The 23,873-nt window shown below is 72.8% G+C and carries 26 protein-coding genes; 13 read left to right on the top strand and 13 right to left on the bottom strand.

Going from position 1 to position 23,873, the window contains the following annotated elements; all coding sequences use genetic code 11:
- Positions 1 to 242: 242 nt before the first annotated feature.
- Entirely contained in the window at positions 243 to 1,067 is an 825-nt protein-coding gene (locus GCE86_RS14925; RefSeq protein WP_154227538.1) for a hypothetical protein, read from the bottom strand.
- A gap of 871 nt (positions 1,068 to 1,938) precedes the next feature.
- Here GCE86_RS14925 and GCE86_RS14920 point away from each other — a divergent pair.
- From GCE86_RS14920 to GCE86_RS14910, 3 genes are all read left to right on the top strand, one after another.
- Positions 1,939 to 2,967: a DUF2267 domain-containing protein gene (locus GCE86_RS14920; RefSeq protein ID WP_208818100.1), complete on the top strand. Its 1,029-nt coding sequence runs from the start codon at positions 1,939 to 1,941 to the stop codon at positions 2,965 to 2,967.
- 139 nt (positions 2,968 to 3,106) lie between these two features.
- Complete coding sequence (locus tag GCE86_RS14915; RefSeq protein ID WP_154227536.1) at positions 3,107 to 3,739, top strand: TMEM175 family protein; 633 nt, start codon at positions 3,107 to 3,109, stop codon at positions 3,737 to 3,739.
- Positions 3,740 to 3,812: 73 nt separating this feature from the next.
- Entirely contained in the window at positions 3,813 to 4,220 is a 408-nt protein-coding gene (locus tag GCE86_RS14910) for a DUF2267 domain-containing protein (RefSeq protein WP_091321083.1), read from the top strand.
- A gap of 59 nt (positions 4,221 to 4,279) precedes the next feature.
- Here GCE86_RS14910 and GCE86_RS14905 read toward each other — a convergent pair whose 3' ends face one another.
- Positions 4,280 to 5,122, bottom strand: a complete 843-nt coding sequence (locus GCE86_RS14905; protein ID WP_154227535.1) for an aldo/keto reductase — start codon at positions 5,120 to 5,122, stop codon at positions 4,280 to 4,282.
- Positions 5,123 to 5,362: 240 nt separating this feature from the next.
- Between GCE86_RS14905 and GCE86_RS14900 the strand changes: the two genes are divergently transcribed.
- The 3 genes from GCE86_RS14900 to GCE86_RS14890 all read left to right on the top strand — a co-directional run bounded on the left by GCE86_RS14900 (position 5,363) and on the right by GCE86_RS14890 (position 8,868).
- Complete coding sequence (locus GCE86_RS14900) at positions 5,363 to 5,944, top strand: type 1 glutamine amidotransferase domain-containing protein (protein ID WP_154227534.1); 582 nt, start codon at positions 5,363 to 5,365, stop codon at positions 5,942 to 5,944.
- Between the two features lie 747 nt (positions 5,945 to 6,691).
- Entirely contained in the window at positions 6,692 to 8,299 is a 1,608-nt protein-coding gene (locus GCE86_RS14895; protein ID WP_154227533.1) for an FAD-dependent monooxygenase, read from the top strand.
- Between the two features lie 89 nt (positions 8,300 to 8,388).
- Positions 8,389 to 8,868 (top strand): heme-degrading domain-containing protein, encoded by a 480-nt coding sequence (locus tag GCE86_RS14890; protein ID WP_154227532.1) that lies wholly within the window; start codon positions 8,389 to 8,391, stop codon positions 8,866 to 8,868.
- Positions 8,869 to 8,911: 43 nt separating this feature from the next.
- Here the strand turns inward: GCE86_RS14890 and GCE86_RS14885 are convergent, their stop codons facing one another.
- From GCE86_RS14885 to GCE86_RS14875, 3 genes are all read right to left on the bottom strand, one after another.
- Positions 8,912 to 9,241 carry a nuclear transport factor 2 family protein gene (locus tag GCE86_RS14885; protein WP_154227531.1) on the bottom strand — a complete coding sequence of 110 codons (330 nt, stop codon included), beginning with the start codon at positions 9,239 to 9,241 and terminating at the stop codon, positions 8,912 to 8,914.
- Between the two features lie 165 nt (positions 9,242 to 9,406).
- Complete coding sequence (locus tag GCE86_RS14880) at positions 9,407 to 9,637, bottom strand: DUF2188 domain-containing protein (protein WP_154227530.1); 231 nt, start codon at positions 9,635 to 9,637, stop codon at positions 9,407 to 9,409.
- Positions 9,638 to 9,739: 102 nt separating this feature from the next.
- Entirely contained in the window at positions 9,740 to 10,234 is a 495-nt protein-coding gene (locus tag GCE86_RS14875) for a nucleoside deaminase (protein ID WP_244317298.1), read from the bottom strand.
- Between the two features lie 148 nt (positions 10,235 to 10,382).
- On the opposite strand from GCE86_RS14875, the gene GCE86_RS14870 reads away from it, so the two are divergent.
- The 3 genes from GCE86_RS14870 to GCE86_RS14860 are packed head-to-tail and all read left to right on the top strand — an operon-like array spanning position 10,383 to position 13,218.
- Entirely contained in the window at positions 10,383 to 11,156 is a 774-nt protein-coding gene (locus tag GCE86_RS14870; RefSeq protein ID WP_154227528.1) for a (Fe-S)-binding protein, read from the top strand.
- 53 nt (positions 11,157 to 11,209) lie between these two features.
- On the top strand, positions 11,210 to 12,619 hold the full coding sequence (locus tag GCE86_RS14865) for a lactate utilization protein B (RefSeq protein WP_154227527.1): 1,410 nt from the start codon (positions 11,210 to 11,212) through the stop codon (positions 12,617 to 12,619).
- Positions 12,616 to 13,218 (top strand): LutC/YkgG family protein, encoded by a 603-nt coding sequence (locus GCE86_RS14860; protein WP_244317297.1) that lies wholly within the window; start codon positions 12,616 to 12,618, stop codon positions 13,216 to 13,218. The genes GCE86_RS14865 and GCE86_RS14860 overlap by 4 nt, the downstream gene beginning before the upstream one ends.
- 58 nt (positions 13,219 to 13,276) lie before the next feature.
- Here the strand turns inward: GCE86_RS14860 and GCE86_RS14855 are convergent, their stop codons facing one another.
- Positions 13,277 to 13,918: a TetR/AcrR family transcriptional regulator gene (locus GCE86_RS14855; RefSeq protein WP_154227525.1), complete on the bottom strand. Its 642-nt coding sequence runs from the start codon at positions 13,916 to 13,918 to the stop codon at positions 13,277 to 13,279.
- A gap of 34 nt (positions 13,919 to 13,952) precedes the next feature.
- Here GCE86_RS14855 and GCE86_RS14850 point away from each other — a divergent pair, with 34 nt between their 5' ends.
- The 4 genes from GCE86_RS14850 (at position 13,953) to GCE86_RS14835 (ending at position 18,119) form a co-directional block, all read left to right on the top strand.
- Positions 13,953 to 14,291 (top strand): rhodanese-like domain-containing protein, encoded by a 339-nt coding sequence (locus tag GCE86_RS14850; protein ID WP_154227524.1) that lies wholly within the window; start codon positions 13,953 to 13,955, stop codon positions 14,289 to 14,291.
- Between the two features lie 154 nt (positions 14,292 to 14,445).
- Positions 14,446 to 16,005: an MDR family MFS transporter gene (locus GCE86_RS14845; protein WP_154227523.1), complete on the top strand. Its 1,560-nt coding sequence runs from the start codon at positions 14,446 to 14,448 to the stop codon at positions 16,003 to 16,005.
- 122 nt (positions 16,006 to 16,127) lie between these two features.
- Entirely contained in the window at positions 16,128 to 17,153 is a 1,026-nt protein-coding gene (locus GCE86_RS14840; protein WP_244317296.1) for a YeiH family protein, read from the top strand.
- A 51-nt stretch (positions 17,154 to 17,204) separates the two neighbouring features.
- Complete coding sequence (locus tag GCE86_RS14835; RefSeq protein WP_154227521.1) at positions 17,205 to 18,119, top strand: LysR substrate-binding domain-containing protein; 915 nt, start codon at positions 17,205 to 17,207, stop codon at positions 18,117 to 18,119.
- A 9-nt stretch (positions 18,120 to 18,128) separates the two neighbouring features.
- Here GCE86_RS14835 and GCE86_RS14830 read toward each other — a convergent pair whose 3' ends face one another.
- The 7 genes from GCE86_RS14830 to GCE86_RS14800 form a co-directional block, all read right to left on the bottom strand.
- Positions 18,129 to 18,773: a response regulator transcription factor gene (locus GCE86_RS14830; RefSeq protein ID WP_154227520.1), complete on the bottom strand. Its 645-nt coding sequence runs from the start codon at positions 18,771 to 18,773 to the stop codon at positions 18,129 to 18,131.
- Entirely contained in the window at positions 18,770 to 20,776 is a 2,007-nt protein-coding gene (locus GCE86_RS14825) for a sensor histidine kinase (RefSeq protein ID WP_154227519.1), read from the bottom strand. Before GCE86_RS14825 ends, GCE86_RS14830 begins: the two co-directional genes overlap by 4 nt.
- An 11-nt stretch (positions 20,777 to 20,787) precedes the next feature.
- Positions 20,788 to 21,384, bottom strand: coding sequence for a hypothetical protein (locus GCE86_RS14820; RefSeq protein ID WP_154227518.1), 597 nt, complete (start codon positions 21,382 to 21,384; stop codon positions 20,788 to 20,790).
- A 98-nt stretch (positions 21,385 to 21,482) separates the two neighbouring features.
- Positions 21,483 to 21,872, bottom strand: coding sequence for a VOC family protein (locus tag GCE86_RS14815; RefSeq protein WP_154227517.1), 390 nt, complete (start codon positions 21,870 to 21,872; stop codon positions 21,483 to 21,485).
- The gene (locus GCE86_RS14810; RefSeq protein WP_154227516.1) at positions 21,869 to 22,645 is read right to left on the bottom strand and encodes an arsenate reductase/protein-tyrosine-phosphatase family protein; all 777 of its coding nucleotides are present in this window, start codon (positions 22,643 to 22,645) and stop codon (positions 21,869 to 21,871) included. The genes GCE86_RS14815 and GCE86_RS14810 overlap by 4 nt, the downstream gene beginning before the upstream one ends.
- 63 nt (positions 22,646 to 22,708) lie before the next feature.
- Positions 22,709 to 23,023, bottom strand: coding sequence for a TraR/DksA family transcriptional regulator (locus GCE86_RS14805; RefSeq protein ID WP_154227515.1), 315 nt, complete (start codon positions 23,021 to 23,023; stop codon positions 22,709 to 22,711).
- 31 nt (positions 23,024 to 23,054) lie between these two features.
- Positions 23,055 to 23,870 (bottom strand): rod shape-determining protein, encoded by an 816-nt coding sequence (locus tag GCE86_RS14800; protein ID WP_154227514.1) that lies wholly within the window; start codon positions 23,868 to 23,870, stop codon positions 23,055 to 23,057.
- Positions 23,871 to 23,873: the final 3 nt, after the last annotated feature.

Raw genomic sequence — 23,873 nt, 5'->3', positions numbered from 1 at the left:
GCGGCTCGCGCCGCATCAACGGGGCCTGCTGCCAGGGCCCAGGACGGCCCGCCGGAAGCAGGAACCTGCGGAGGACCAACCCCCCGACCGTGATGACCGCCGCCTTGACCAACGCCCTCATGTACGCCCCCGAGTCGACCCCACCCGTCGCCGCATCTGCCTGACCGACGGCTCCATCACCGACAAACCCTGTCATATCGGTGCACTCTCACGCTGAGGAATCCCGCACCCGGCCGGCGGCGTCAGCTCTGCGGCTGTTGGCCTGGCGGCCCTACCAGCCGCGCCGCGACCTGCCTCAGTTGCTGGCTGTCGTTGACGACCTTCTTCATCCGTTGCCATGCCGTTCGGGCCGGAAATCCGCCCAGCACGCCGCCCAGACCCCCGCCGCCAGCCGCCGCCGCGCGGTTCTGAGCCAGTTGCTGGGTGGTCTGCCCGAGCTGTTGACCGACCTGCTGGGTGGTCTGCTGCAGCGTCTGCGACAGCGGCCCCTGCGGCCCGAGCACCTGCTGAGCTGTCTGCCCGACCTGGTTCACGGCGGTGTCCACCGTCTTGACCAGCGACTCGATGATCTGAGGGTTGCGCTCGATGGTGCGGAGAGCGCTGTCGAGAATGCCGCGGAGCTCCTCCAGCCGAACCTCGAGCATCGCCTCGGCCTCGACGCCCTTGATATCGATCTTCACCGTGCCGAGCTGCGCCTGAACGCCCACGTCGAGCTGGAGCAGGCTACCCAGTCGAGCTCGCAGTGAGACGGAGGCGTCCAGGTCGTCGACCTCGACGTAGATCTGCTCGACCTTGGCCTGCGGGATCTGGAGGACGACGTCTGGGTCGGACATCGTCTTGCTGCTGTGCCCGCCAGCCGGCTGGGGAAGGTCGTGCGCACCGCCCTGCGGGCCGGCAGAGCCTTTGTCCGGCCGTTCGGCACCGGTTGGACCGCCGGCGGGACCGGGGTTCTGGATCCGACCGGAGACTCCCGCGCCCTCCTCGGCGTCGCGCTGGCGATCGACCTGCTCGCGCGGTTGCGCGGGCGTCTGGTGTGCGCCCCTGCCCCGGCTCTCCGGTTCGGCCATTCCGCACTCCTCGGGCCTCGCCTCGCATGCGGACCGGATGGAGCCCAACATCGCTGTGCGGCTCCGATCCTCGGCCCACCCCCTCGGACCGGGTCGCCGTCTACCCGCGTGCCGAAGCATCAAACGGCTCAGCGGTACGCCCGAGGAGCCGGCGGATCAGCTGCGCCTGACAGCGAGGAGCACGCAGGTGACCACCAGCTCCCACCCGTGCCCGCGCGCCGGCTCCTCGCAAAGCGCCTTTAAGGGTCGGAACCTCTGCGAGGATGTGGACGCCAGGCATGGGCTCACGCAGTGCGGATTCCTAACGGGGGACTCAGATGAAGGCTCACGCTGGACGAGGCGCCAACGGGGTACCAGAACTTCGATGCCCGCAACGACGGCTGGACCAAGGTTCTGCTGCACCCCGACGGTCGACGCTCGTAAGGCAGCCGCCGCTCGATTCAGCGCCTGGTGGGGTGCCGCACGTGCTGATCCGCCGCTTGCGGCCCACCTGGCCTGTGTCATGTCAGAGCTCTACGTCTCGGTGCGCCGGCTCAACCACAAGGACGTCTTCCACCGAAGCGCCGCACACCGGCTGCGGGGTTGCACTGGACGAACCTGCGCGTGTTTGTTCGGCTTCCACGACCTGCGGCGCAGGTTGAGCCCACCGCGGACTCGGCCACCTTGCGGCGGCGGTGGCGAACAGACCTCGGTGCCGACGCCGAGAAGGAGCACCATGACAACCGTCGGAGGACTCACGACGAACCGGTTGGTGCCGGTGGACGGCGACGAGCGCGGCTATCCGTGAGGAACACCGATGACCCACAGCGAACAGCACCGCCCGGAGATCGTCGTCGGACTGGTGGCGACCCCGCCGGATTACCCGGCCCGGGTGGCCGCGCGGCTCACCGCGGAGCTGGCCGGCCGGCTCGCCGAGCGGGTGAACGCGGACGTCCGGTGGACCGTTCGGGAAGGCTGGGGTGAGGTGACGCCGCGCCGCGACGGTGGGGTTGAGGCGCTGCTCGACGACGTTGCCGAACGACGCACCGGCGACCGGTGGGACGTCGCAATCTGCCTGACCGACCTGCCGCTGCACACCGAGGGGGTGCCGCTGGTCGCGCAGACCTCCGGCCGGCGCCGGGTCGCGATGGTGTCCCTGCCCGCGCTGGGACTACAGCAGCTGCGAGCAGCCCGCGCGGCCGTTCCCGATATGGTGAGCCGACTACTCACCGACGCCTCCGACCAGCGGGTGCCGCCGGCCGGCTGGGCACCGGCCGAGATGGCAAGCCGGGTTACGGCCATCCACCAGGTGGTCGGCAAGGCCGGGGAACTGGGGTACGTGGCCTCGCCGCTGATCGGCCGGGTGCGGCTGCTGGCCGGCATGGTGCGAGCCAACCGACCGGGACGGGCTCTGCTGGGCCTGTCCAAGCTGCTCGTCGGCGCCTTTGGCGCCACCGCGTTCGCGCTCACCACGGACACCGTCTGGCAGATGGGCGATGCGCTCGGCGGACTCCGGCTCACCGTGATCATGGCACTCGGCCTGATCGCGTTGGTGGCCTGGCTGATCGTCGCCCACGGCCTGTGGGAGAAACCAGACCGCCAGACACCGCCTGAGCTGGCCCGGCTGTTCAACCTGGGTACGATCCTCACCCTCACCCTGGCCACGGCCGTGTCCTACCTGGTCCTGCTCGCTGGAACGGTGCTCGTCGCGGCGCTGCTGATCGACACATCGGTGCTGGAGCAGACCCTGCAGCGGCCGGTCGATGTCACCGACTACCTGACGCTCGCCTGGATCACCAGTTCGCTGGCCACCGTCGGTGGCGCGATCGGCTCCGGGCTGGAAGACGAGGAAACGGTGCGGGCCGCCGCTTACGGCTACCATCCCGAACCCGGCGGCTGGCGGGACGAGAGGGACGGGTAGCCCCACCGTGGGTGGCAGTCGGCTCCTGGTCCGCCGGCGTTCGGCCGGTCGGTTGTTTGCCGCGGACGCCCCTGGGTAGGCGCGCTCGGTGACCGGGCCCGAAACAGACCTCGGCACGAGGTCGGACACCAGCCGTGCCGTGGCGTTCAGCGACGCCATCTTCGCCATCATCATCACGCTGCTGGTCCTGGACCTCCGGGTGCCGGACGTCCCGCCCGGCCACCTCCTGTCCGGACTGCTCAGCCAGTGGCCGGCATACGTCGCGTATCTCGCGTCCTACTCGTACGTGGCCGTCGTCTGGCTCAACCACAAGGCGGCATTCAACCGCATCCAGCAGACTGATCGCGGCCTGCACTGGATGAACCTCTTGGTGCTGTTCACCACGGCGCTGCTGCCGTTTCCGACCATCGTCGTGTCGCACGCCCTGCAGGAGCACGACAACGCCGACCAGCGCGTGGGCATCGCCTTCTACGCGCTCATCGGCGCGTCGCTGTGCGCGACGTGGCTGGCGTTCTACCACTACCTGGCCCGGCACCCCGACCTGCTGAAGGAACAGGTCAAGCACGAGTTCTTCCGCGTCGAGCGGATCCGGGCCCTCGCCGGAGTCCTCCTGTACGCCCTCGCGGGGGTGCTCGGCTACCTGGTGACGCCGCTGGTAGGCCTCGCCATCTTCCTCCTCCTGCCGGCCTTCTACGGCATCACCAGCGCGGGCCTGTACCAGTTCCGGGTGACCCGCCGGATCAGCCACCGCCCTCCGCCACCATCCGGCTGAGCGCGGGCGGACCGCCGTTTCACCCCGGCGGGCGCGGGTACCCGCCGCAATCAGGTTCGAGAGGGGATCCCAGGTGAACTACACCGAGTTCATCCAGTCCGTGGCAGCGCGACCGAAGGTTCCGCCGGGGCAGGCGGAACCGATCACCCGGGCCACGCTCGAGACGTTGGCAGAACGGATCACTGGCGGCCAGGCGAGGGACCTCGCTTCTCAGCTCCCGGAGGAGCTGCGAGGGCTGGTGGACAGGCCCACTGAAGATCCGGAACGGTTCGGGCTCGCCGAATTCTTCCAACGGGTGCAGTCACGGGCCGGGGTGGATCGCCAGGTGGCCACCGACGCCGCACGGGCGGTGCTGGATACCCTCCGTGAGTCGGCCAGCGCGAAGGAGTACGGAGACCTGGTCGACCAGCTGCCCCAGGAGTTCTGGCAGTTGACCGGGCCGGGGACGGGACAGCTCCAGCCCCGCCGGGTCGGCACCTGACCGGGCCGGTCGGCGCCCCGCCCGACTCCATGTAGACGCCCGTCCGCCGATCCGCGACGCTACAGCATCTCCAGCGGTTGCGGGCCGGCCGGCGGTGGGAACGCCGTGTCGAGTGCCGCCATATCCTCCTCGCTCAGCTGCAGGTCGCGAGCTTCCGCGTTCTCCCGGGTGTGTTCCGGGTTGGACGATCGAGGGATGGCCGCAACCCTGTCCTGCCGCAGTAGCCAGGCCAGCGCCACCTGAGCGGGCGTGGCCTCGTGCCGGGCGGCGACCTCCGCGACCTGGGGATGGCCGAGCAGTCTGCCCTGCTCGATCGGCGAGTACGCCATCACCGGGATTCGGTGCTCGCGTAGCCACGGCAGCAGGTCGTACTCGGGACCCCGGCGGGTGAGGTTGTACAGGATCTGGTTGGTCGCGCAGGAGTTCCCGCCCGCCTCGAGTAGATCCGTCATGTCGGAAAGATCAAAGTTGCTCACGCCCCACTGCCCGATGTCACCGGCGTCGACGAGTTCGGCGAACGCCTCGATCGTGTCCGCGAGTGGATGTGTGCCGCGCCAGTGCAGGAGGTAGAGGTCGATGTGGTCGACGCCGAGTCGTTGCAGGCTGCGGCGACAGGCCTGCACGGTTCCCCGTCGGCTGGCGTTGGACGGCACCACCTTGTCGACCAGGAAGACGTCGGCGCGTCGTCCGGTGATCGCCTCGCCGACGAGTTCCTCGGAGGCGCCGTCACCGTACATCTCGGCGGTGTCGATCATGGTCATGCCCAGGTCGAGCCCCGCGCGTAGGGCGGCTAACTCGTCCTGCCGCCTTCCGGGGCGCTCGCCCAGGTACCAGGTTCCCTGGCCGAGTACGGGCATGGTCTGGCCGGATGGCAGCTCGATCGCGGCGGCAGCGAGGGTCATGGCGGCCTTTCGGGAGCCTGGGTACCAATGGGTTGAGTGCGTTACCCGCTGCCACAGGAAGCAGTCTCGTAGCGCGACCTTCCTCCGCGCAGGCCCTCTGTGAGCGGCGGGCGTATAGGCGGATTGTCCGCCCTCGAGTGGCGTTCGGTGGCCTGTTTCCCGGTGCCATCACCGGGAAGGCGACCGCGAGCGAACGATGCGCCGCCGAGGGGGCGGCGCCGCGAAGGGAAGGCCGCAAAAATGGCGCAGAGCCAGCAGCCACTGACCGGCAAACGAGTCGCTTGCCTCGCCGCCGACGGGGTTGAGGACGTGGAGTACACCCAGTCCCGGGCCGCCGCGGAGCAGGCGGGGGCCGAGGTCCACCTGATCTCATTGAATTCCGGCGAGATTCAGTCAATGAACCAGGACATCAACCCGGCCAACCGCTATCGGGTGGACCGGACCGTGAACGAGGCCAATGCGGCCGACTACGACGCCCTGCTGCTGCCGGGCGGGACGGTCAATCCCGACCGGCTCCGGATGAACCCGCAGGCGATGGACTTCGTCCGGGCGTTCTTTGAGCAACAGAAGCCGGTGGCGGCGATCTGCCACGGCCCCTGGTCGTTGGTCGAGACCGGGATGGTCAATGGCCGGACCGTCACCTCGTTCCCCAGCCTGCGCACCGACATCCGCAACGCGGGCGGGAACTGGGTGGACCAGCAGGTACAGGTCGACAACGGCCTGGTCACCAGCCGCAGCCCCAGCGACCTTCCGGCCTTCTGCGCCAAGATGGTCGAGGAGTTCGCCGAGGGCAGACACGTCCGCCAGATGGCGACGGCCTGACCCGGTGGGGCTCCAGGCCGGGAGGATCAGCCCGGCCCGGAGCCCCGACCCGGCGGGTATCCCGCCAACCGGATCTTGGCGCCGCTTGGGATGCTGTTCGCGGTGATGCCCGGGGGACAGCAGTACGGCGATGACTTTGCCGATGACGGCTACAGGCACGTCCGCGCGAGGGCGTCGGCGACGATCGCCGGTGACCGGGCCGGCAACCCGGTCCGTGACAAACTCGGACAGCCGCTCAGCCTGACGGCTCCGCCCTCGCGGTCAGCGCCCCGACATCTGCGAAGTCCAGGTCAAGCCCGGTTTCGAGGTGTTGGAAGCCGAGGCGTCTAGAACCCCAACAGGCTTCTTTTGGCTTGTGCACGAATAGTGGTTCATCGACGAGCGCTCGAAGTGCGGGGCACGAGGCCTTCACGGCGTGTCTGCGCTGCGAGGCCATCGTGGGCGAGTGAGTCGGGTTGAGGGGATCGGCGAGGGGTTGGCGCACGCGCCTGAGAGGCTGCCGACCGAGGGCCAGCATGCCAAGCCACTACGCGCTCACCTGCGGTGAGCCTTGACCCAACCGAGAACCCCGGGCAGGAACACGCCCGCCCGACCGAGAGACCCTGCCCACCGCGCGCTCGCTTGACGGCCGCCGTTGAGACTGAGCCGCCGCCACGGGCGACGATTCGACCAGCGGTCAGGGCTGACCTGGCGCTACCCTGACCCGTGCCGGCGACGGTTCCCGACCGCCGGCCCAGGGAGCTGCCGATGACGGGCGCTGTGGGCTCGGACGTGGAAGTGCTTGTGGTCGGCGCGGGGCCGACCGGCCTCACCATGGCCGCGCAGCTCGCCCGGCACGGCGTGCGGGTGCGGCTGGTCGACCGGGCGATCGACCGGGTGCGGGAGTCCCGGGCGCTCGGGGTCCAGCCCCGTACCTTGGAGGTCCTTGCCGGGTTCGGCGTGGCCGACCGGATGGTGGCGGCCGGCAACCCGGCGGTCCGGCTGATCGTGCATGCGGGACGGCGGCAGCGTTCCGTGCCGCTGTTCGACCTGGGCCTGCCCGACACCGCGTACCCGTATCTGTTGTTTCTGTCGCAGGCGGAGACCGAGCGGCTGCTCGGCGAGTACCTGGCCAGGCTCGGCGTGGGTGTCGAACGCGGTGTCGAGCTGGTCGGGCTGGACCCCACCGGTCGGGCGGCGGTGGCGACGCTGCGCGACCGGGACGGCCGCGTCGAGCGGGTGCCGGCCCGATACGTGGTGGGGTGCGACGGCGCGCACAGCGCGGTGCGGCAGTTCGCCGGGATCGGCTTCGAGGGGGCCGCCTACCCGCAGACGTTCGTGCTGGCCGACCTGGAGGTCGACGGCGTCGAACCGGGCGGGGCGCACGCCTTCCTCGCCGGGCGGGGGCTGATGTTCCTCTTCCCGCTCGGGCGTCCGGCCGGTTGGCGGATGGTGGCGATGCGACCCGCCAACGACGCGACCCCGCCCACCGCGCCGGTCCACCTGGCCGAGTTGCAGACGCTGGCCGACGCGTACGCGGGCGGCGCCCTGCGGCTGCACGACCCGGTGTGGGCGACGAACTTCCGGCTGCACCACCGGGCCGCCACCGCCTACCGGGCCGGACCGGTGTTCCTGGCCGGGGATGCCGCGCACATCCACAGCCCGGCCGGCGCGCAGGGCATGAACACCGGCATCCAGGACGCGGTGAACCTCGGTTGGAAACTGGCCCAGGCGCTGCAGGGCGACGCCGACCCGGCGCTGCTGGACAGCTACCACGCGGAGCGGGCGCCGGTCGGCCGGATGGTGCTCCGGTTCAGCGACCGGGCCTTCACCGTCGCCACGACCACCAACCCGCTGGTCCGTTTCGCCCGCACCCGGCTCGCACCGACCCTGCTGCCGGCGGTCCTCGCGCCCCGGTTCGTGCGGGCCACGGCGTTCCGCACGGTCGCTCAGCTTGCCATCCGCTACCGCCGCAGCCCGCTGTCCACGGACGGCCGGCAGGCGCCGCCGAAGGGTCCGCGGGCCGGGGACCGGCTGCCCGACGCCCCCCTTGCCGTCGGCGGCTCGCTGCACCGGCTCACCGCCGCGCCCGGCTGGCACCTGCTGCTCTGCGGCCCACCCGACGGCTGGCCCGCGCACGAGATCGACGACCTGACCCGGCGCCACCGCGGGCGGCTCACCGCACATCACCTTGGCGGCAAGGTCGGGGCGCCCGAGGCTGACGACCGGGTGCTGCGCCGGCTGGGCGTCGATCCCGGCGCACATGCCGCCTATCTGGTGCGGCCGGACGGGCACGTCGGTTACCGCGCAGGCGGCACCGACCTGACCGGCCTACGTGCCTACCTGCGCCGCTGGTTCGGCCCCTCGAACGCCTGAGGACGTGCGGGACTTTCTACTCCGACACCGTGCGCCGGTGCTTCCTCTGCTTAGATCGTCCTGACGATCGAGGAAGGGAACGGTACGCCGTGACGCCGGAGCTCCGGGAGCAGGAAGAACGCCTCCAGTTCGACCGCTTCGACCATGACGACGCCTGGGCCCTGGGGACTCGCCTGGTGGGCCTGGCCAGAGAGCGCGGCCACGCGGTCACCGTCGACATCCGCCTCGGTGACCACCAGATCTTCCACTACGCACTGCCCGGCACCTCGGCCGACAACGACGACTGGATCGAGCGCAAGATCCGCGTCGTCCGCCGGTTCGGGCACAGCTCCTACCTCGTGGGCCAGACCTACCGCGACCGCGGCACCACCTTCGAGGAGCAGTCCCACCTCGACGCGGCCCGGTACGCCGCGCACGGCGGCTGCTTCCCGATCATCCTCAGGGGCACCGGACCGGTCGGGACCGTCACCGTCTCCGGACTGCCCCAACTCGACGACCACCGCCTCGTCGTCGAGGCCCTCGGACTCTTCCTGGATGAAAGGGGCTCCGACGAGGGTTCCGTCGCCTGAACTGCTTCCGGTCCCGGTTCCCGCGGGAGCCGTCGCCCGCCGGTCAGCTGATGCGCAGGCTCGCGATCAGGCCGTCGCGGAGGTGGAACGTCATCGGTCCGGTGCCGTTGAAGCCGTTGCCCGAGACCTTGAGCGTGACGATGTAGCTGTCCGCGTCGGTGCCGGGCTGGACCTCGACGAGTTCGAAGTGCGACTGCACCCCGATGTTGTCGGTGCGGTCCCAGGAGCGCACGCCGTCGCGGCCGTGGAACTCACGGCCCCAGTCGTTGAGGTACGCGTCGTCGGTGAACGCCGCGACGAAGGCCTCCGAGTCGGCGCGGTTGGTGGCGTCGACGAACGTCTGGATCGCGGCGGGGAGGTCGGAGCTGGTCATGATCGCATCTTTCGCAGGGTCCGGCGGCGCGGCCGGGCGCACCGCGCCGTGGCACTGGTGCTGAGCGTAGATCATCTCCCCTGCGAGAGCCACGACGGACATGTCCTCCACACGGCAGAGGCCGTCACCCCACGGGATGACGGCCTTCGCCGGATCCGGGGACGCTCAGCCGGGGATCTCGCGGGGGTCGCGGCTGCGCGGGTACGTGTTCTTCTCGCCGATGGTGCCGTCCTGCTTCTTGATCACATGCTCGGCGTCGCGCTGCTTGGCCATCTCCCGGCCGGCCGCCTCCGCCTCCTGTTTCGTGTCGTGGACGCTGCTCGCGCGCTGGTTGCCCTCGGGGCGGTTCTTCCACTGGTCGCCCTGCGGATACGTCTCGATGTCGCCCTTCGCCATCGCCGTGCCTCCTGATCCTCAGATGGTCGGTCACGAATATCTGCCCCACCGGAGTGCACTCTGAAACGTCACCACGTCGGTCCGGCGGGACCAGCCGTCCCGCTACCCTGCGGCTCGCCGGTTCGCGGCGCGTTCGTGCAGGAGCCGCATCTCCTCGTCGAGTGGCGCGACCGGGCCGGCAACCGCGAGGGCCGGCGCGACGGCGGTGACGGGAAGGACGGCCACGGGCCCGGCCGGCAGTCCCCAGCCCGCGCGCCAGGCGGCGAGCTGCGAACTCGATGCGGCGTAGACGATGCGGCCGAGCCCCACCCAGGCATGGGCGGCCGCGCACATGGGGCAGTGCTCGCCCGAGGTGTAGACGGTCGCGGCGGCCCGCACCGCTGGTGGCAGGTGTCCGGCCGCCCACTGCGCCAGGGCGAGCTCGGGATGCGCCGTGGGGTCCGCCGAGGACATTTCCCGGTTCCGCGCCTCTGCCAGCACGTCTCCGTCCGGACCGACCAGGAGGGACCCGAACGGGTCGTCGCCGGCGGCCAGGGCCTCCGTGGCGAGCGCCACGCAGCGCCGCAGGTGAATGATGTCCTGTGGGTCGGTTGTCACGGCCGGCTCTCCGTTCGGATGGGCGATCGTCGCCGGCTTCGCGCCCCGGTGTCTCGCGGGACCGGTCGGGGCCGGCGCACTCGGTACCATTCTCCTGCAGGTGCCAGGCGGCCCGGCGGGCCGCCGCCGACAGGATGGGTGGCTGACGATGCGGATCGCCCTGTTCGTTACCTGCCTCGCCGACACCCTCTTCCCGGCGGCCGCCACGGCGACGGTACGGCTGCTGGAGCGACTGGGTCACGAGGTGGTCTTCCCGGAGGATCAGACGTGCTGCGGGCAGATGCACGTCAACATTGGTTACCCGGACGAGGCGCTGCGGCTGGTCCGCCGGCACGTCCGCGTGTTCGCCCCGTACGACGTGGTGGTGGCGCCGTCCGGCTCCTGTGTGGGGTCGGTGCGGCACCAGCACGCGACGGTGGCGCGCCGGGCCGGTGACGAGCGGCTGGCGAGCCGGGCGGAGGAGGTGGCCGCGCGGACGTACGAGCTGTCGGAACTGCTGGTCGACGTGCTCGGGGTGACCGATGTCGGGGCGTACTACCCGCACCGGGTGACCTACCATCCGACCTGTCACTCGCTGCGGGTGCTCCGGGTCGGGGACCGGCCGCTGCGGCTGCTGCGCGAGGTGCGTGGTCTGGACCTGGTGGAGCTGCCGCAGGCGGAGCAGTGCTGCGGCTTCGGCGGCACGTTCGCGCTGAAGAACGCGGACACCTCGATGGCGATGCTGGCGGACAAGATGCGCAACGTGCTCGCCACGAGGGCTGACGTGTGCACCGCCGGGGACGCCTCCTGCCTCATGCACATCGGCGGCGGGCTGTCCCGCCTGCGTACCGGGGTACGGACGGTGCACCTCGCGGAGATCCTGGCCAGCACCGAGGCCGGTGCCCGTGGCGTGGGCCGGGACGTCGCGGGGGTGGCCCGGTGACGGCGCCGGGCGGGCCGGCGGGGGCCACCGGTCGTGGGGCCACCTTCCTCGGCATGCCGGCGACCGCCCCGCCCGGCGTCGGTCACCTGCGCGGCGACGAGCCGTTCCCGGCCGCGGCCCGCCGGGCGCTGGGTGACGCGCAGCTCCGCCGGAATCTGCGGCACGCCACCACGACGATCCGCGGCAAGTCGGGGGCGGTGATCGACGAGGTGCCGGACTGGCCCGAGCTGCGCGCCGCCGCCCGGGCGATCAAGACCGACACCATGGCCCGCCTGCCCGAGCTGCTGGTGCAGCTGGAAGCGGCGGTCACGGAGGCCGGCGGCACGGTGCACTGGGCCGCCGACGCCGTCGAGGCCAACCGGATCGTCACCGAGCTGGTCCGCGTGGCGGGTGCCGACCGGGTCATGAAGGTCAAGTCGATGGCCACGCAGGAGATCGGCCTCAACGAGGCGCTGGAGGCGGCCGGGATCGAGCCGGTCGAGACCGACCTGGCCGAGCTGATCGTCCAGCTCGGACGTGACCGGCCCAGCCACATCCTGGTGCCGGCGATCCACCGCAACCGGGCCGAGATCCGCGAGATCTTCCTGCGGGCGATGCCGGGCGTCGACCCGGGGCTCACCGACGAACCGGCCGCCCTCGCCGCCGCCGCGCGGCGGCACCTCCGGGAGACGTTCCTGAGTACGCGGGTGGCCGTGTCCGGCGCGAACTTCGCCGTGGCCGAGACCGGCACGCTCGCGGTCGTCGAGTCCGAGGGCAACGGGCGGATGTGCCTGACCCTGCCGGAGACGCTGATCACCGTCATGGGCATCGAGAAGGTGCTCCCCACCTGGCGGGACCTGGAGGTGTTCCTCCAACTCCTGCCGCGGGCGTCGACGGGGGAGCGGATGAACCCCTACACCTCGATGTGGACCGGCGTCACGCCCGGCGACGGCCCGCAGGCGTTCCACCTGGTGCTGCTGGACAACGGGCGCAGCGCGGTGCTCGCCGACGAGGTGGGCCGGCAGGCGCTGCACTGCATCCGCTGCTCGGCCTGCCTGAACGTCTGCCCGGTGTACGAGCGCACGGGCGGGCACGCGTACGGCTCGGTCTATCCGGGGCCGATCGGGGCGGTGCTCTCGCCGCAGCTCACCGGTGTCGCCGACAACGCCTCGCTGCCGTACGCCTCGTCGCTCTGCGGCGCCTGCTACGACGCCTGTCCCGTCATGATCGACATCCCGTCGATCCTGGTGCACCTGCGCGCCGAGGCCCCGCACCCGCGCGCGGAGGCGGCGGCGATGGCCGCGGCCGCGTACACCATGGACCACCCGGCGCTGTACGCGGCCGCGCAGCGTGCGGCGCGGCTCAGCCGGCTCGCCGGCCCGCGCGGTCGCGGCCTGCCACCGCCGCTGTCCGGCTGGACCGCCGGCCGGGACCTGCCGGAGCCGCCGCCGCAGACGTTCCGGCAGTGGTGGGCGGAGCGGTGACCGCGCGGGACGTCATCCTCGGCCGGCTGCGCGCCGCCCTCGGCGAGCCCCGGCCGGCCCCGGCCGAGGTACCACGGGACTACCGGCCCGCCGGCGGCGTCGCCGCCGACCTCGACCTGTTCGTGGGCCGGATCGCCGACTACCGGGCCACCGTCTACCGGTGCGCCGACACGGACGTGGCCCGGATCGTCGATCAGGTGCTCGGCGGCCGGCAGGCCGTGGTGCCACCCGGCCTGCCCCGGCACTGGTTGCCCGGCAGCGTCCGTGCCGTGCCGGACGACGACCTGCCACCGGGCCGTGTCGCCGCCGCGGACGGGGTGGTCACGGCGGCGGCGGTGGCCGTGGCCGAGACCGGCACCATCGTGCTCGACGGGGGCCCGGACCAGGGGCGCCGGCTCATCACACTGCTGCCGGACGTGCACGTGTGCGTGGTGCGGGCCGATCAGGTCGTCGCCACCGTGCCGGACGCCCTCGCCCGGGTCACCCCGCACCGGCCACTCACCTGGATCAGCGGACCGTCCGCCACCAGCGACATCGAGCTCAACCGGGTCGAGGGCGTCCACGGGCCCCGGAACCTGCGCGTGATCGTCACGGCGTGAACCGGGCCGGCGGTCCGGGACGACCCGGCCGGCCGTGCGGGGCGCACGGCGGTGACGGTCAGGTGGTCAGCGCGGCGGCCAGCCGCAGTGTCGCCGCCCGTAGCCGGTCCGCCCCGATGTCGTCGAGGACCGCCCGTACGTGCTCGGCGGCGAGCGTGGCGAGGAGGGCGTGCGCGTCGGCGACCGGATCCGGACGGCCGGCGAGGAGCAGGGTCACGTGCCGGTGCCAGAACCGGTACGCCCCGATCCGGTAGCGGGCGCCGGGCGCGGCGGTTTCCGAGATGCGGACCAGGTCGAGGTGGCCGAGAAGGTAGTCCAGGTACGCCTCGACGAAGGCGTGCAGCCGCTCCCGGGCCGGCGGCGACGCCTCGGCCGGGCCGGGCCCGAGCGGCGCGGGGCCGAACAGGATCGCCTCCTGCAGCGCGCGTTCCTGGGTGTCGAGGAGGGCGGTTGCCAGCCCCGCCTTGTCCCCGAAGCGCCGGAACAGGGTGCCCTTGCCGACTCCCGCGGCGGCGGCGACCGCCTCCATGGACACACCCTCGACGCCGTGCTCGCGGAAGAGGGTCGCGGCGGCGTCCAGCACGGCGGCGCGGTTGCGGGCGGCGTCCGCCCGCTCGCGCGGGGGTGTCGTACGTAACTCGACGAGTTCGGCCGGGGGAGTGGCGTAACCGGACTGCGGTCCGCTAACGTTCCGAGGCATAACCGGACTGTAGTCCACTTCTCTGGAGGTTGTCATGACTGCCCGCATCACCCGCGAGGAGCTGCGTACCGCCATCGAGGCCGGGACCGTGACGGTCGTCGACGCTCTCGGCGGCGAGTACTACGCCCGGCAGCACCTGCCCGGCGCCGTCCCGCTGGTCGAGGCCGACGTGGCCGCCCGGGCCGGCGAGCTGTTGCCGGACCGGAACGCGCCCGTCGTCACCTACTGCTCCAACCCGGCCTGCCCGAACAGTGGCCGGGTGGCCGACCGCCTCACGGCGCTCGGCTACACCGACGTGCGGAAGTACGCCGAGGGCATCGAGGACTGGGTGGGTGCGGGCCTGCCCACCGAGTCCGGCGCGCTCACCCGCTGATCCGGCGCGGGGAGGCCGTAACCGCGGCCTCCCCGCGCGATCGGCGTGCCACGAGTGGTGCAGATCTCACCGGGAGCGGGCACGATCCGGGTATCGCTCGGCGTACGAGAGGTTGACCTGGACGGCTTACCTGCTCAGCGGAGGAGTGGCGTGCATGGTGGCGACACCTGCGGCCGGCAGCGGTCCGGGGTCGGCGGACGCTGACCCGACGGCGACGAGCGTCGGCTTCCGTTCCGATCGCGGCCCGGTGCTCGCCGCGATCATGCTCAGTACCGGCCTGGTCGCCCTGGACTCCACGATCATCGCCACCGCGGTGCCGTCGATCGTGCGCGACCTCGGTGGCTTCTCGCAGTTCCCGTGGCTGTTCTCGATCTACCTGCTCACCCAGGCGGTCACGGTGCCGATCTACGGCAAGTTCGCCGACTCGCTGGGGCGCAAGCCCGTGATGTTCGTCGGCATCGCCCTCTTCCTGCTCGGCTCGATCCTGTGCGGCGTCGCGTGGAGCATGCCCGCCCTGATCGTCGCGCGGGCCGTCCAGGGCATCGGGGCGGGCGCCGTGCAGCCCATGAGCATGACGATCGTCGGCGACCTCTACACGGTGGCGGAACGCGCCCGGGTGCAGGGCTACCTGGCCAGCGTCTGGGGCATCTCCGCGGTGCTCGGCCCCACCCTCGGTGGTGTCTTCTCCGAGTACCTGTCCTGGCGGTGGATCTTCTACATCAATCTGCCGCTCGGCGCGGTGGCGGCGTGGGCGCTCGCCCGTCACTTCACCGAGCGGATCACCCGCGCCCGGCACCGCGTGGACTACGCGGGCGCGGCCCTGCTCACCGTCGGATTCGGACTCCTCATCCTCGGGCTTCTCCAAGGTGGCGTGGCCTGGCCCTGGGCGTCCGTCCAGAGCGTGACGATCCTCCTGACCGCCGCCGTGGCGCTCGCTGCGTTCGTCGGCGTGGAGCGGCGCGCCGCCGAGCCCGTACTGCCGCTGTGGGTGTTCGGCCGCCGCGTGCTCGCCGGAGGCAGCCTCACCGCGCTGTGCGTCGGGGCGCTCACCATCGGCCTGAGTTCCTACCTGCCCACGTACGCCCAGGGCGTGCTCGGTACCAGCGCGCTGGTGGCCGGATTCGCCCTCGCGGCGCTGTCGGTCGGCTGGCCGCTGGCGGCCAGCCTCGCCGGGCGGCTCTACCTGCGGATCGGCTTCCGGGACACCGCCCTGGTCGGCGGCGTCTTCGTGATCACCGGCGCTGCGCTGACCACACTGCTCGGGCCGGACTCGGCGGTGTGGGCGGCCGCCGCGGCGGCCTTCGTGCTCGGTGTCGGACTCGGCCTGACCGCCAGCCCGACCCTGGTCGCCGTGCAGTCCGTGGTCGGCTGGGACCGCCGGGGCGTGGTCACCGGCGCCAACATGTTCAGCCGGTCACTGGGCAGCGCGGTCGGCGCGGCGGTCTTCGGGGCGATCGCCAACGCCACCCTCGCCGACCGTTTCGCGCATCCGCCGGCGGAGGTCGGCGCCCGGCTGCCCGAGCACGTGGACGCCACGAGCCTCGTGCTCGGCGGGCACAGCCAGTCCACCGGGCCGGCGGTGGCCGACTACGTCCGCGCGTCGCTGTACGACGCCACGCATCACGTCTTCATCGCGCTGGCCGTGCTCGCGGTGCTCGGGCTGGGCGCGGTGCTGCTGATGCCGCGCCGCAGCGAGCAGCTCACCTTCGAGTAGCCACCGACCGCCGCGACGGCCGCGCGCACCGCGGCAGGAGCCTGCGGTCATAGGCATCGGCTATGACGGCTGTCGCGAAATGCTCCCTACCGGAGAGTGCCGCCCGCGCGAAGCCTGGAACGGTGCTCGTTCTCGCTGATCCGCCCAGCCGTCGCCGGGCACCCGTCCAGGCCACCGGGCTCGGCGCGGCGGTGGTGCTGGGGCTCGCCGCGGCGGCTGCCGGCGCACTGGTCCCCGTGGTCGGCGCGCCCGTCTTCGCCGTCGTCGCCGGAGCTGTGCTGAGCCCGCTGGCGCGGCGCCGCTCCACGGCGATGGCGCCGGGGTTGCACCTGGCCAAGGGCCTGGTGCTGCAGGTGTCGGTCGTTCTTCTCGGCGCTCAGCTGTCGCTCAGTCAGGTGCTGTCGGTGGGCGCGGAGTCGTTGCCGGTGATGCTGGGCACGCTCGGGGTGTGTCTGCTGCTGGCCCGCGTGGTGGGCCGGCGGCTCGGCGTTCCCCGCGATCTGCGCACGCTGATCGGCGTCGGCACCGGCATCTGCGGCGCCTCCGCCATCGCGGCCGCCACACCGGCGATCCGGGCGAAGAGCAACGACGTGGCGTACGCGATCTCGACGATCTTCCTCTTCAACGTGGCCGCCGTACTGGTCTTTCCGCCGCTCGGGCACGCGTTGGGATTGGACGCGCACGCGTTCGGGCTCTTCGCGGGCACCGCCGTCAACGACACCAGTTCGGTGGTGGCCGCCGCGGGCGTGTACGGCCAGGACGCCGTCGGCTACGCCGTGGTCGTCAAGCTCGTCCGCACCCTGATGATCATCCCGGTGGTCCTCGTCCTCACCACCCTGAACCGCCGCCGCGCCGACCTGCCGGAGACGGCGAAGGCCCGGCTCGCCGCCTCCCTCGTGCCCTGGTTCCTGGTCGCCTTCCTCGCCGTGGCCGCGCTGAACACCGGTGGACTGATCCCCGGCCCCGCCCAGGCCGCCCTGCGCCACGTGACGCCGCTGTTCATCGCGGTCGCCCTCGCCGGCGTCGGCCTCTCCACCGACGTGGCCGCACTCCGCCGCGCCGGCGCCCGGCCGCTGCTCCTCGGCCTGATCCTCTGGGCCGCGGTCAGTTTCACCAGCCTGGGCCTGCAGTGGCTGCCCACCCGATGACGAGGTGCGGAACGAGCCGGACGGCGAAGCGCCTGTGACAGACTGCGCGGGATGCCACTGCCGCCCTGGATAAGCGACCTGCCGGCGCTCGACCTGCTGCTGTCCGTCGCCGAGACGGGAAGCGTCGGGCGCGCGGCGCAGGCGCACGGGATCACCCAGCCCAGCGCCAGCGCGCGGCTGGCGAAGCTGGAGCGACGGCTCGGCGTACCCCTGCTGGTGCGTTCGCGGCGCGGGAGCCTTCTCACGCCCGCCGGCGAGGCGGTCGTCGCCTGGTCGCGCACCGTCATCGACTCCGCGCAGACCCTCGCCGACGGAGTGCGGACCCTGCGCGCCGACCAGCAGGCGCGGCTGCGCATCTCGGCGAGCCTCACCGTGGCCGAGTACCTGCTGCCGGCCTGGCTGCTGAGCCTGCGCCGCACCCATCCCGGGCTGGACATCTCGGCCGGCGTGGCGAACAGCCACGGCGTCGTGGAGGCCGTCCGGTCGGGTGCGGCCGACCTCGGGTTCGTCGAGGCACCCGGCATCCCCGCCGACCTGACCGCCCGCATCGTGGGCGACGACCGGCTCGCCCTGGTCGTCGCCACCAGCTACCCCCTCGCCGCCCACGCCTGGCGCGCACTACGGCCCACCGATCTCGCCGATCAGCCACTGTTGCTACGGGAACCGGGCTCCGGCACCCGCGACACGTTCCTGAAGGCGATCGAGCACGCCCTCGGCTTCGCGCCGTCGCTGCCGCACGCCATCAGCCTCGGCTCGACCACCACGATCCTCGCCACGGTCCGCGCCGGTGGTGGCGTCGGTGTGATCAGCGCGCGCGCAGCGGCGCCCGCCGTCGCGGCGGGAGAACTGGTCGAGCTCCGGGTCGAGGGCCTCGCACTGACCCGACCGCTGCACGCCCTCTGGCTGGGCCGCACCCCGACCGCCCTCGCAGCGGAACTGCTGGCGATCGCCGCCGCCGCTGATTGAGGTGGCCCGTCAGCCCGGCCGGTGCACGCCCGCGTCGCGTGCCCGGGCCACCGCCTGCGCCCGGTCGGCGACGCCGAGCTTGAGCAGGATGTTCGAGACGTGGTTCTGCACGGTCTTCATGCTGATCCCGGTCCGGGCCGCGATGGCCTGGTGGGACTGCCCGGCGGCCATCCGCGCGAGGATGTCGAACTCCCGGTCGGTGAGCTGCGGGAATGCTCTGGCCGGGCCGGTCTCGGTGAGCGCCGCGAGCATCCGGTCGGCGACTCCCGAGTCGAAGATGGCCTGGTCGGCGTGGACGGCGCGGACCGCACCGATGATCTCCTCGGGCTCGGCGTCCTTGAGCAGGTAACCTCGCGCGCCGGCGCGGACCGCCTGGCGGACCATGACGTGGTCGGAGTGCATGGTGAGCACCAGGACCCGGGTCCGCGGACTCTGGCTGCGGATCTGTGCGGTGGCGTCGACCCCGCCTCCGCCGGGCATGTGCAGGTCGATGATCGCCACGTCGGGATCGTGTTCACGGACCGTCGCCACCGTCCCAGCGGTGTCCGCGGCCTCGGCCACCACGGCGATCCCGGGCACGCTGTCGAGGAGCCGGTGCAGCCCCATCCGGAACACGTGGTGGTCGTCGGCGATCACCACTCGCAGGTCGCTCATCGGCGCCCTCCGGCCGGGAAGAACGCCGCCACCCGGGTGCCGCCACCCGGGCGGGGAGCGAGCTCGAACTGGCCGCCCAGCTCCCGTACCCGTCGTCGCATCGATCCCGTCCCGACCCCGGCGACGTACCGCTCACCGATGCCGCAGCCGTCGTCGTCCACCTTCACCCCGAGCCCGCCGCCCCCGGTCAGCGACACCGTACAGGTGGCGGCGTGGGCGTGTCGCAGCACGTTCGCCACCGCCTCCAGCACGACCAGGTACGCGGCCTCCGCGACGGCCGGCGCCAGGTCGGCGTCCGCCATGTTCCGGTGGACGTAGCGGAACTGCGGCGCCCCGTGCAGCGCCGCGCACCGGTCGAGGTGCTCGGCGACCGCCCGGACCAGGCCGAGGTCGGCCACCGCCGCGGGTTGCATGGCGTCGATGATGCGGCGGACCGCCGTGGCCGCCGAGCGTACCTGCCCGGAGATGACCTGGAGGTCGGCGGCGAGCTGACCGTCCACACCGGCGTCCCGACGCACCCCGTCGAGCGCCAGCCCGATGCCCGACAGCAGCGGCCCCAGGCCGTCGTGCAGGTCGTGTCGAAGGCGGCGGCGTTCGTCGGCGCGGGCGTGCACCGCCCGCTCCTGGACCACCCGCAGCTCGGTCGCGAGGCGGACGGCGTGCAGCGCCGACCCGATCCCGTGCGCCAGCTCGGTCAGCAACGCCAGGTCGGCGCGGGCGTACGGCTCGCCCGGCACGCGGGGGCCGACCGTGAGTGTCCCCACCAGCTCGCCGTGCCACTCCAGTGGCACCTCCACCGAGGGATCGCCGAGCGGCGCGCCGACCCGGGCCACCTCCTCGCTCACGCCGTCGGCGAGCAGCCGGACCGACACGTACGGGGCGCGCAGCGCGCGGGCCACCACGGTGGCGGTGGTCCCGGGCAGTTCCGCCGGGTCGGCGACGGCCCGTAACTGCCCGCGCAGCGCGGCCAGCGCCTCCAACGGCTCCTCCCGCTGGCCGAACAGCCAGCGGGTGACCGCCCGCTGCACCCGCCGCCGTACCGGGTCCGCGGTCGCGGCCACGACGGCGGACGCGATCAGCGCGAGCCCGGGCGCCGGGCCGACCGCGGTGCCCAGCACCGAGACCACGCCGAGGTAGACCGCGAAGATCAGCGCGGTGAGCGCGGCGAGGACCACGCTGCGCCGGATGAACGGGTCGATGTCGTACAGCCGGTACCGGCGGACGGAGAGCGCGATCGCGCCGACCAGCAGTACCGGGATGAGGAAGTAGCCGGCTTGGGCCACCGGGCGCGGCATGAGCCCGCCCACCAGTTCGATGGTGATCACCAGCGCCACCGCGTACCAGAGGAACTTGAGCTGCTGGCGCTGTGTACGGTTCCCGCGCCGCCAGCGGACGGCGAGGCTGGCGAGCGCGGCCAGAACGGCGGCGCCGACCGCGACCGCCGAGGCGAGGGCCAGTGCGGCGGAGAAGCCGACCGCCAGCGGGTTGGCCGGTGCCGGCTGCTCCCCGGCCGGTAGCGGGCCGGGCCCGAGCGCGCCGTCGAGGACGGTGACGGCGGTGGCCGCGACGCCCAGCCAGGGCACCCAGCGCCAGGCCGGCGTCGGTGGCCGCCCGTCCGGGAAGATGCCCGGCAGCACCGTGAACAGCGGCACGACGAACAGCGCCCACAGCCACAGCTGCACCCAGGCCGCCACCTGCCAGCCCGGCCAGCCGAGCGCGGTCCAGCCGGCCGCGAACACCGCGCCCGCGCCGGAGGCCCCGGCACCGAGCAGCAGGCCGCCCACGGGCCGGCCGTCGGGGCTGCGCAGCAGCCACCAGCCGGCCGCCAGCAGCAGGAAACTGTGGACGACGTTGCTGGCCAGGGTCCAGTTGCCGCCCGGCCCGGCGACGATGACGAGCAACCCGCCGGTGACGGCGGCCAGGGCGAAGACTGCGGTGACGGCGCCCGCGCGCAGGCTCCCCCTCCGGTGGCCCGCGCCCGCCGTCACCGCAGCTCCGCTCATCGCGTACCTCCTCAGCGGGCCGGCTGGACGGCCGGCTCGACCGGAACGCCCCCGCGGTGCGACCGGAGTGCGCTGACCAGCAGCAGGAGCCCGAACACGGCGTAGACGGCGGACAGGGCGAGGGGCATGACGAAATCCGCCAGCAGGCCGACGATCAGGATGGCGCCCCACCAGCGCACGCCGGGGTCGAGCACGAAGGCCAGGCCGGTCACCAGCACGCCGAGCATCATGACGTAGAAGAGCGACTCGAGCGACATCACCGAGGCGGGCAGGTCGCCACGGCCGAGGATCCCACCCCAGATCACGGCGGCGAGCGCGATGAGCAGCGCCGTGACCGGCCCGAAGGCCAGCAGTGCCGCGCCGACCCGGCCCAGCCGGCCGGTGCCCTGCCGCCGCCGGGCCCACAGCGCCAGGAACGCCAGCGGCAGCAACCCCCAGTAGGTCTCGATGGTCAGCCGGGCCACCCACTGCGGCCACTCCTCGCCGCCCGTCTCGTGGACGTGCCGCACCAGCAGCACATGTCCGGCGGCCATCACCGCGCAGGCAGTGATGGCGAGGCCGACAGCGCCAAGCGGGAGCCGGGCCAGTCTCTCGATCAACGTACGCATCGGGTTCTCCTTCCGAGCTGTCCTGTCTCGAAAGGGTGCGGGCCGTCGTTCCCGGGTGGCACGGGCGCAGGCTCCCGAGCGGTCCGGGAATTTCCCGCTCAGTCCGCCGGCGCGGCCGGTTGGAACAGTTCGATCAGGTTGCCGGCGGGGTCGGCCAGCAGGATCTGCTGCCCGCCCGGGCCGGCCACGACCTCGCTGCGGAACGGCAGTCCGGCCGCTCGGTGCCGTTCGATCTCGGCGGCCAGATCGTCGACGGTGAGGTGGATGCGGTTGCGGCCGGGAGCGGCGGCGTCCTCGGGGGTGGCCCGGGCACCCGAGCTGGCGGGCCCGGACAGCAGCAGTCGCAGGTGGCCGCGGAGCACCTCGGCGAAGGCGGGTGCGGCGTCGGCGCCCAGCTGGAAATCGAGGTGGGTGGTGTAGAAGTCGACGGCTGCCGCGACGTCGTCAACCAGGTAGCGGACGCTGGCGTACCCGTGGCTTCCGGTCATGGCGTGAACCCCCTTTGCTCGAGGACGGGTAGCAGGTGGCGGATGCGGGTGTCGATGTCGGCCGCGGCGCGGACGAAGGCCGGGTGGCCCGCCTGCTCGCTGTCGCCGGCCGCGGCGGGGTCGGGGATGCTCCAGTGGATGCGGCGCGGCTGCCGCGGGAACTCGGGGCAGACCTCGCGGGCCCGGTCGCACAGGGTGATCACGTAGTCGAACCGGCGTCCGGTCAGTGTGTCCACATGGCGTGGGCGCTGATCGGCGACGTCGATGCCGTACCGCTCGCGCAGCACCCGCACGCCGCCGGGATGCAGCCGTGCCGCCGGCCGGCTCCCGGCGCTGATCGCCGCGACGTGTCCCGCGGTGTGCCGGCGGAGCAGGGCCTCCGCGATCGGTGAGCGGCCGCTGTTGCCCGTGCAGACGAACAGCACGGCGAGGCGGGGCGACCGCCGAGCGCGGGTGGGCTGCGTCGCGCCGCCGCCCGGACGAAGGGCCGGGTGCAGGGCCGTGCCGGCGCCCGCGAGCCCTTCGGCGCAGCGGTCCAGATCGAGGTGGTAGTAGCTGTCGCGGCCGTCGAAGCTGCTGCGGGCGGCGGTGACCAGACCGCCGTCCCGCAGCAGCCGCAGGTGGTAGGAGACCAGGTTCTGCGGCTCGCCGGTGAGCGTAACCAGCTCGCGGACCCGCAGGTCAGCGCCGGCGAGCTCGGTCAGCAGCCGCCAGCGCAACGGATGAGCGGCCAACCGCAGGAACGCTGGGGCGGCTCGCCCGGACGCACTCACGATTCCGAGGGTACATCAAATCCCTTTGATGGATGCCGCGATCCCAACTCTCCGGGCGCCCGGTCAGCTCCGTTGCTGGCACGGTACGCAGTAGCGGGCGGAGGGCCGGGCCTCCAGCCGGGCCGTCGGGATGTCCTGGCCGCAGCCCTCGCAGATGCCGTAGGTGCCCTCGGACATCCGCCGCAGCGCCTGGGCGGTGTCGGCGATGCCCCGCTGGGCCACCTCGACGAGCCGGCGCAGGGTGTCCGGGTCGTGGCCGCCGTGCTCGCGCTGCCGCGACTGCAGCGTGAGTTCCGTGAGCTGGTCGGTGTGCTCGGTGAACTGGCGTTCCAGCAGCTCGCGCAGCAGCTCGGTGCGGTCGTCGAGGGTGTGCGTCATGGTCGGTGTCCTTTCTGGAAGCACGGCGGGTTCAGTCGCTTGCCGGGTGTCGGGTCGCCGCGACGGCGGCCATACCGGCGCCGGTCAGCGCGGCGGTGCGCGGTGCGGCGGCGCGGTGCACGGTCGCGCCGAGCGTGGCGACCAGCCGGGCGGTCAGGTCGGGCCGGGTCGCTCCGTCGCCGACCACGACCAGGCCCCGGGCCAGGGCGGTGCGGACCAGCGGCCGCACCGCCGGCTCCTGCCGCAGCTCGCGGATCAGCCGGGTCGTGGTCTCGGCCAGCATGGCGGCGGTCACCGCGTGGTTCAGGTCGCGCGTGCCCACCTCGGCGCGCCGGGCGGCGACCACCCGGCCCTCCTCCAGCAGGGCCACCTCGGTGAGCTGCGCGCCGATGTCGGCGAGCAGCAGGGTGCCGGCGGCGGCGCCGGCACCGATGGCGCCCGCACGCACGCTGTCGACGAAGAGCAGCCGGGACGGCGCGAGGACCGCGTTGAGGACGCGGCGTGTCGCTTCCTGGTCGGCCGGAGTGGCGAGGACCGGACGGCAGGCCACGACGAGCGCACCCACCGGCACCGGGGTGCGGTGGTCGCGCAGGAGCCGCCGCAGCTCGGTCGCGCAGCCCGGGCCGTCGACGACCCGTCCTCGCCGCACGACCGGTGCCCGCAGGCCCTGGCCGACCGGGACGCTCAGCAGGCCGCCGGGTCCCAGCCAGATCCGCAGCTGGGCGCTGCCGAGGTCCACGGCCACCGGCTCGGGGCCGACGGCCACCGCCGGGCGGGTGGTGTGGGACCGGCCGACCAGGATTCCGGTACGCGCCGGGAGGTGAGCGGACGTGACGTTGCCGGACATACC

This window comes from Micromonospora terminaliae, assembly GCF_009671205.1.
Lineage (GTDB): Bacteria > Actinomycetota > Actinomycetes > Mycobacteriales > Micromonosporaceae > Micromonospora > Micromonospora terminaliae.
The sequence above is the reverse complement of the archived record's forward strand: the minus strand, read 5'-3'. Positions and strand labels throughout refer to the sequence as shown.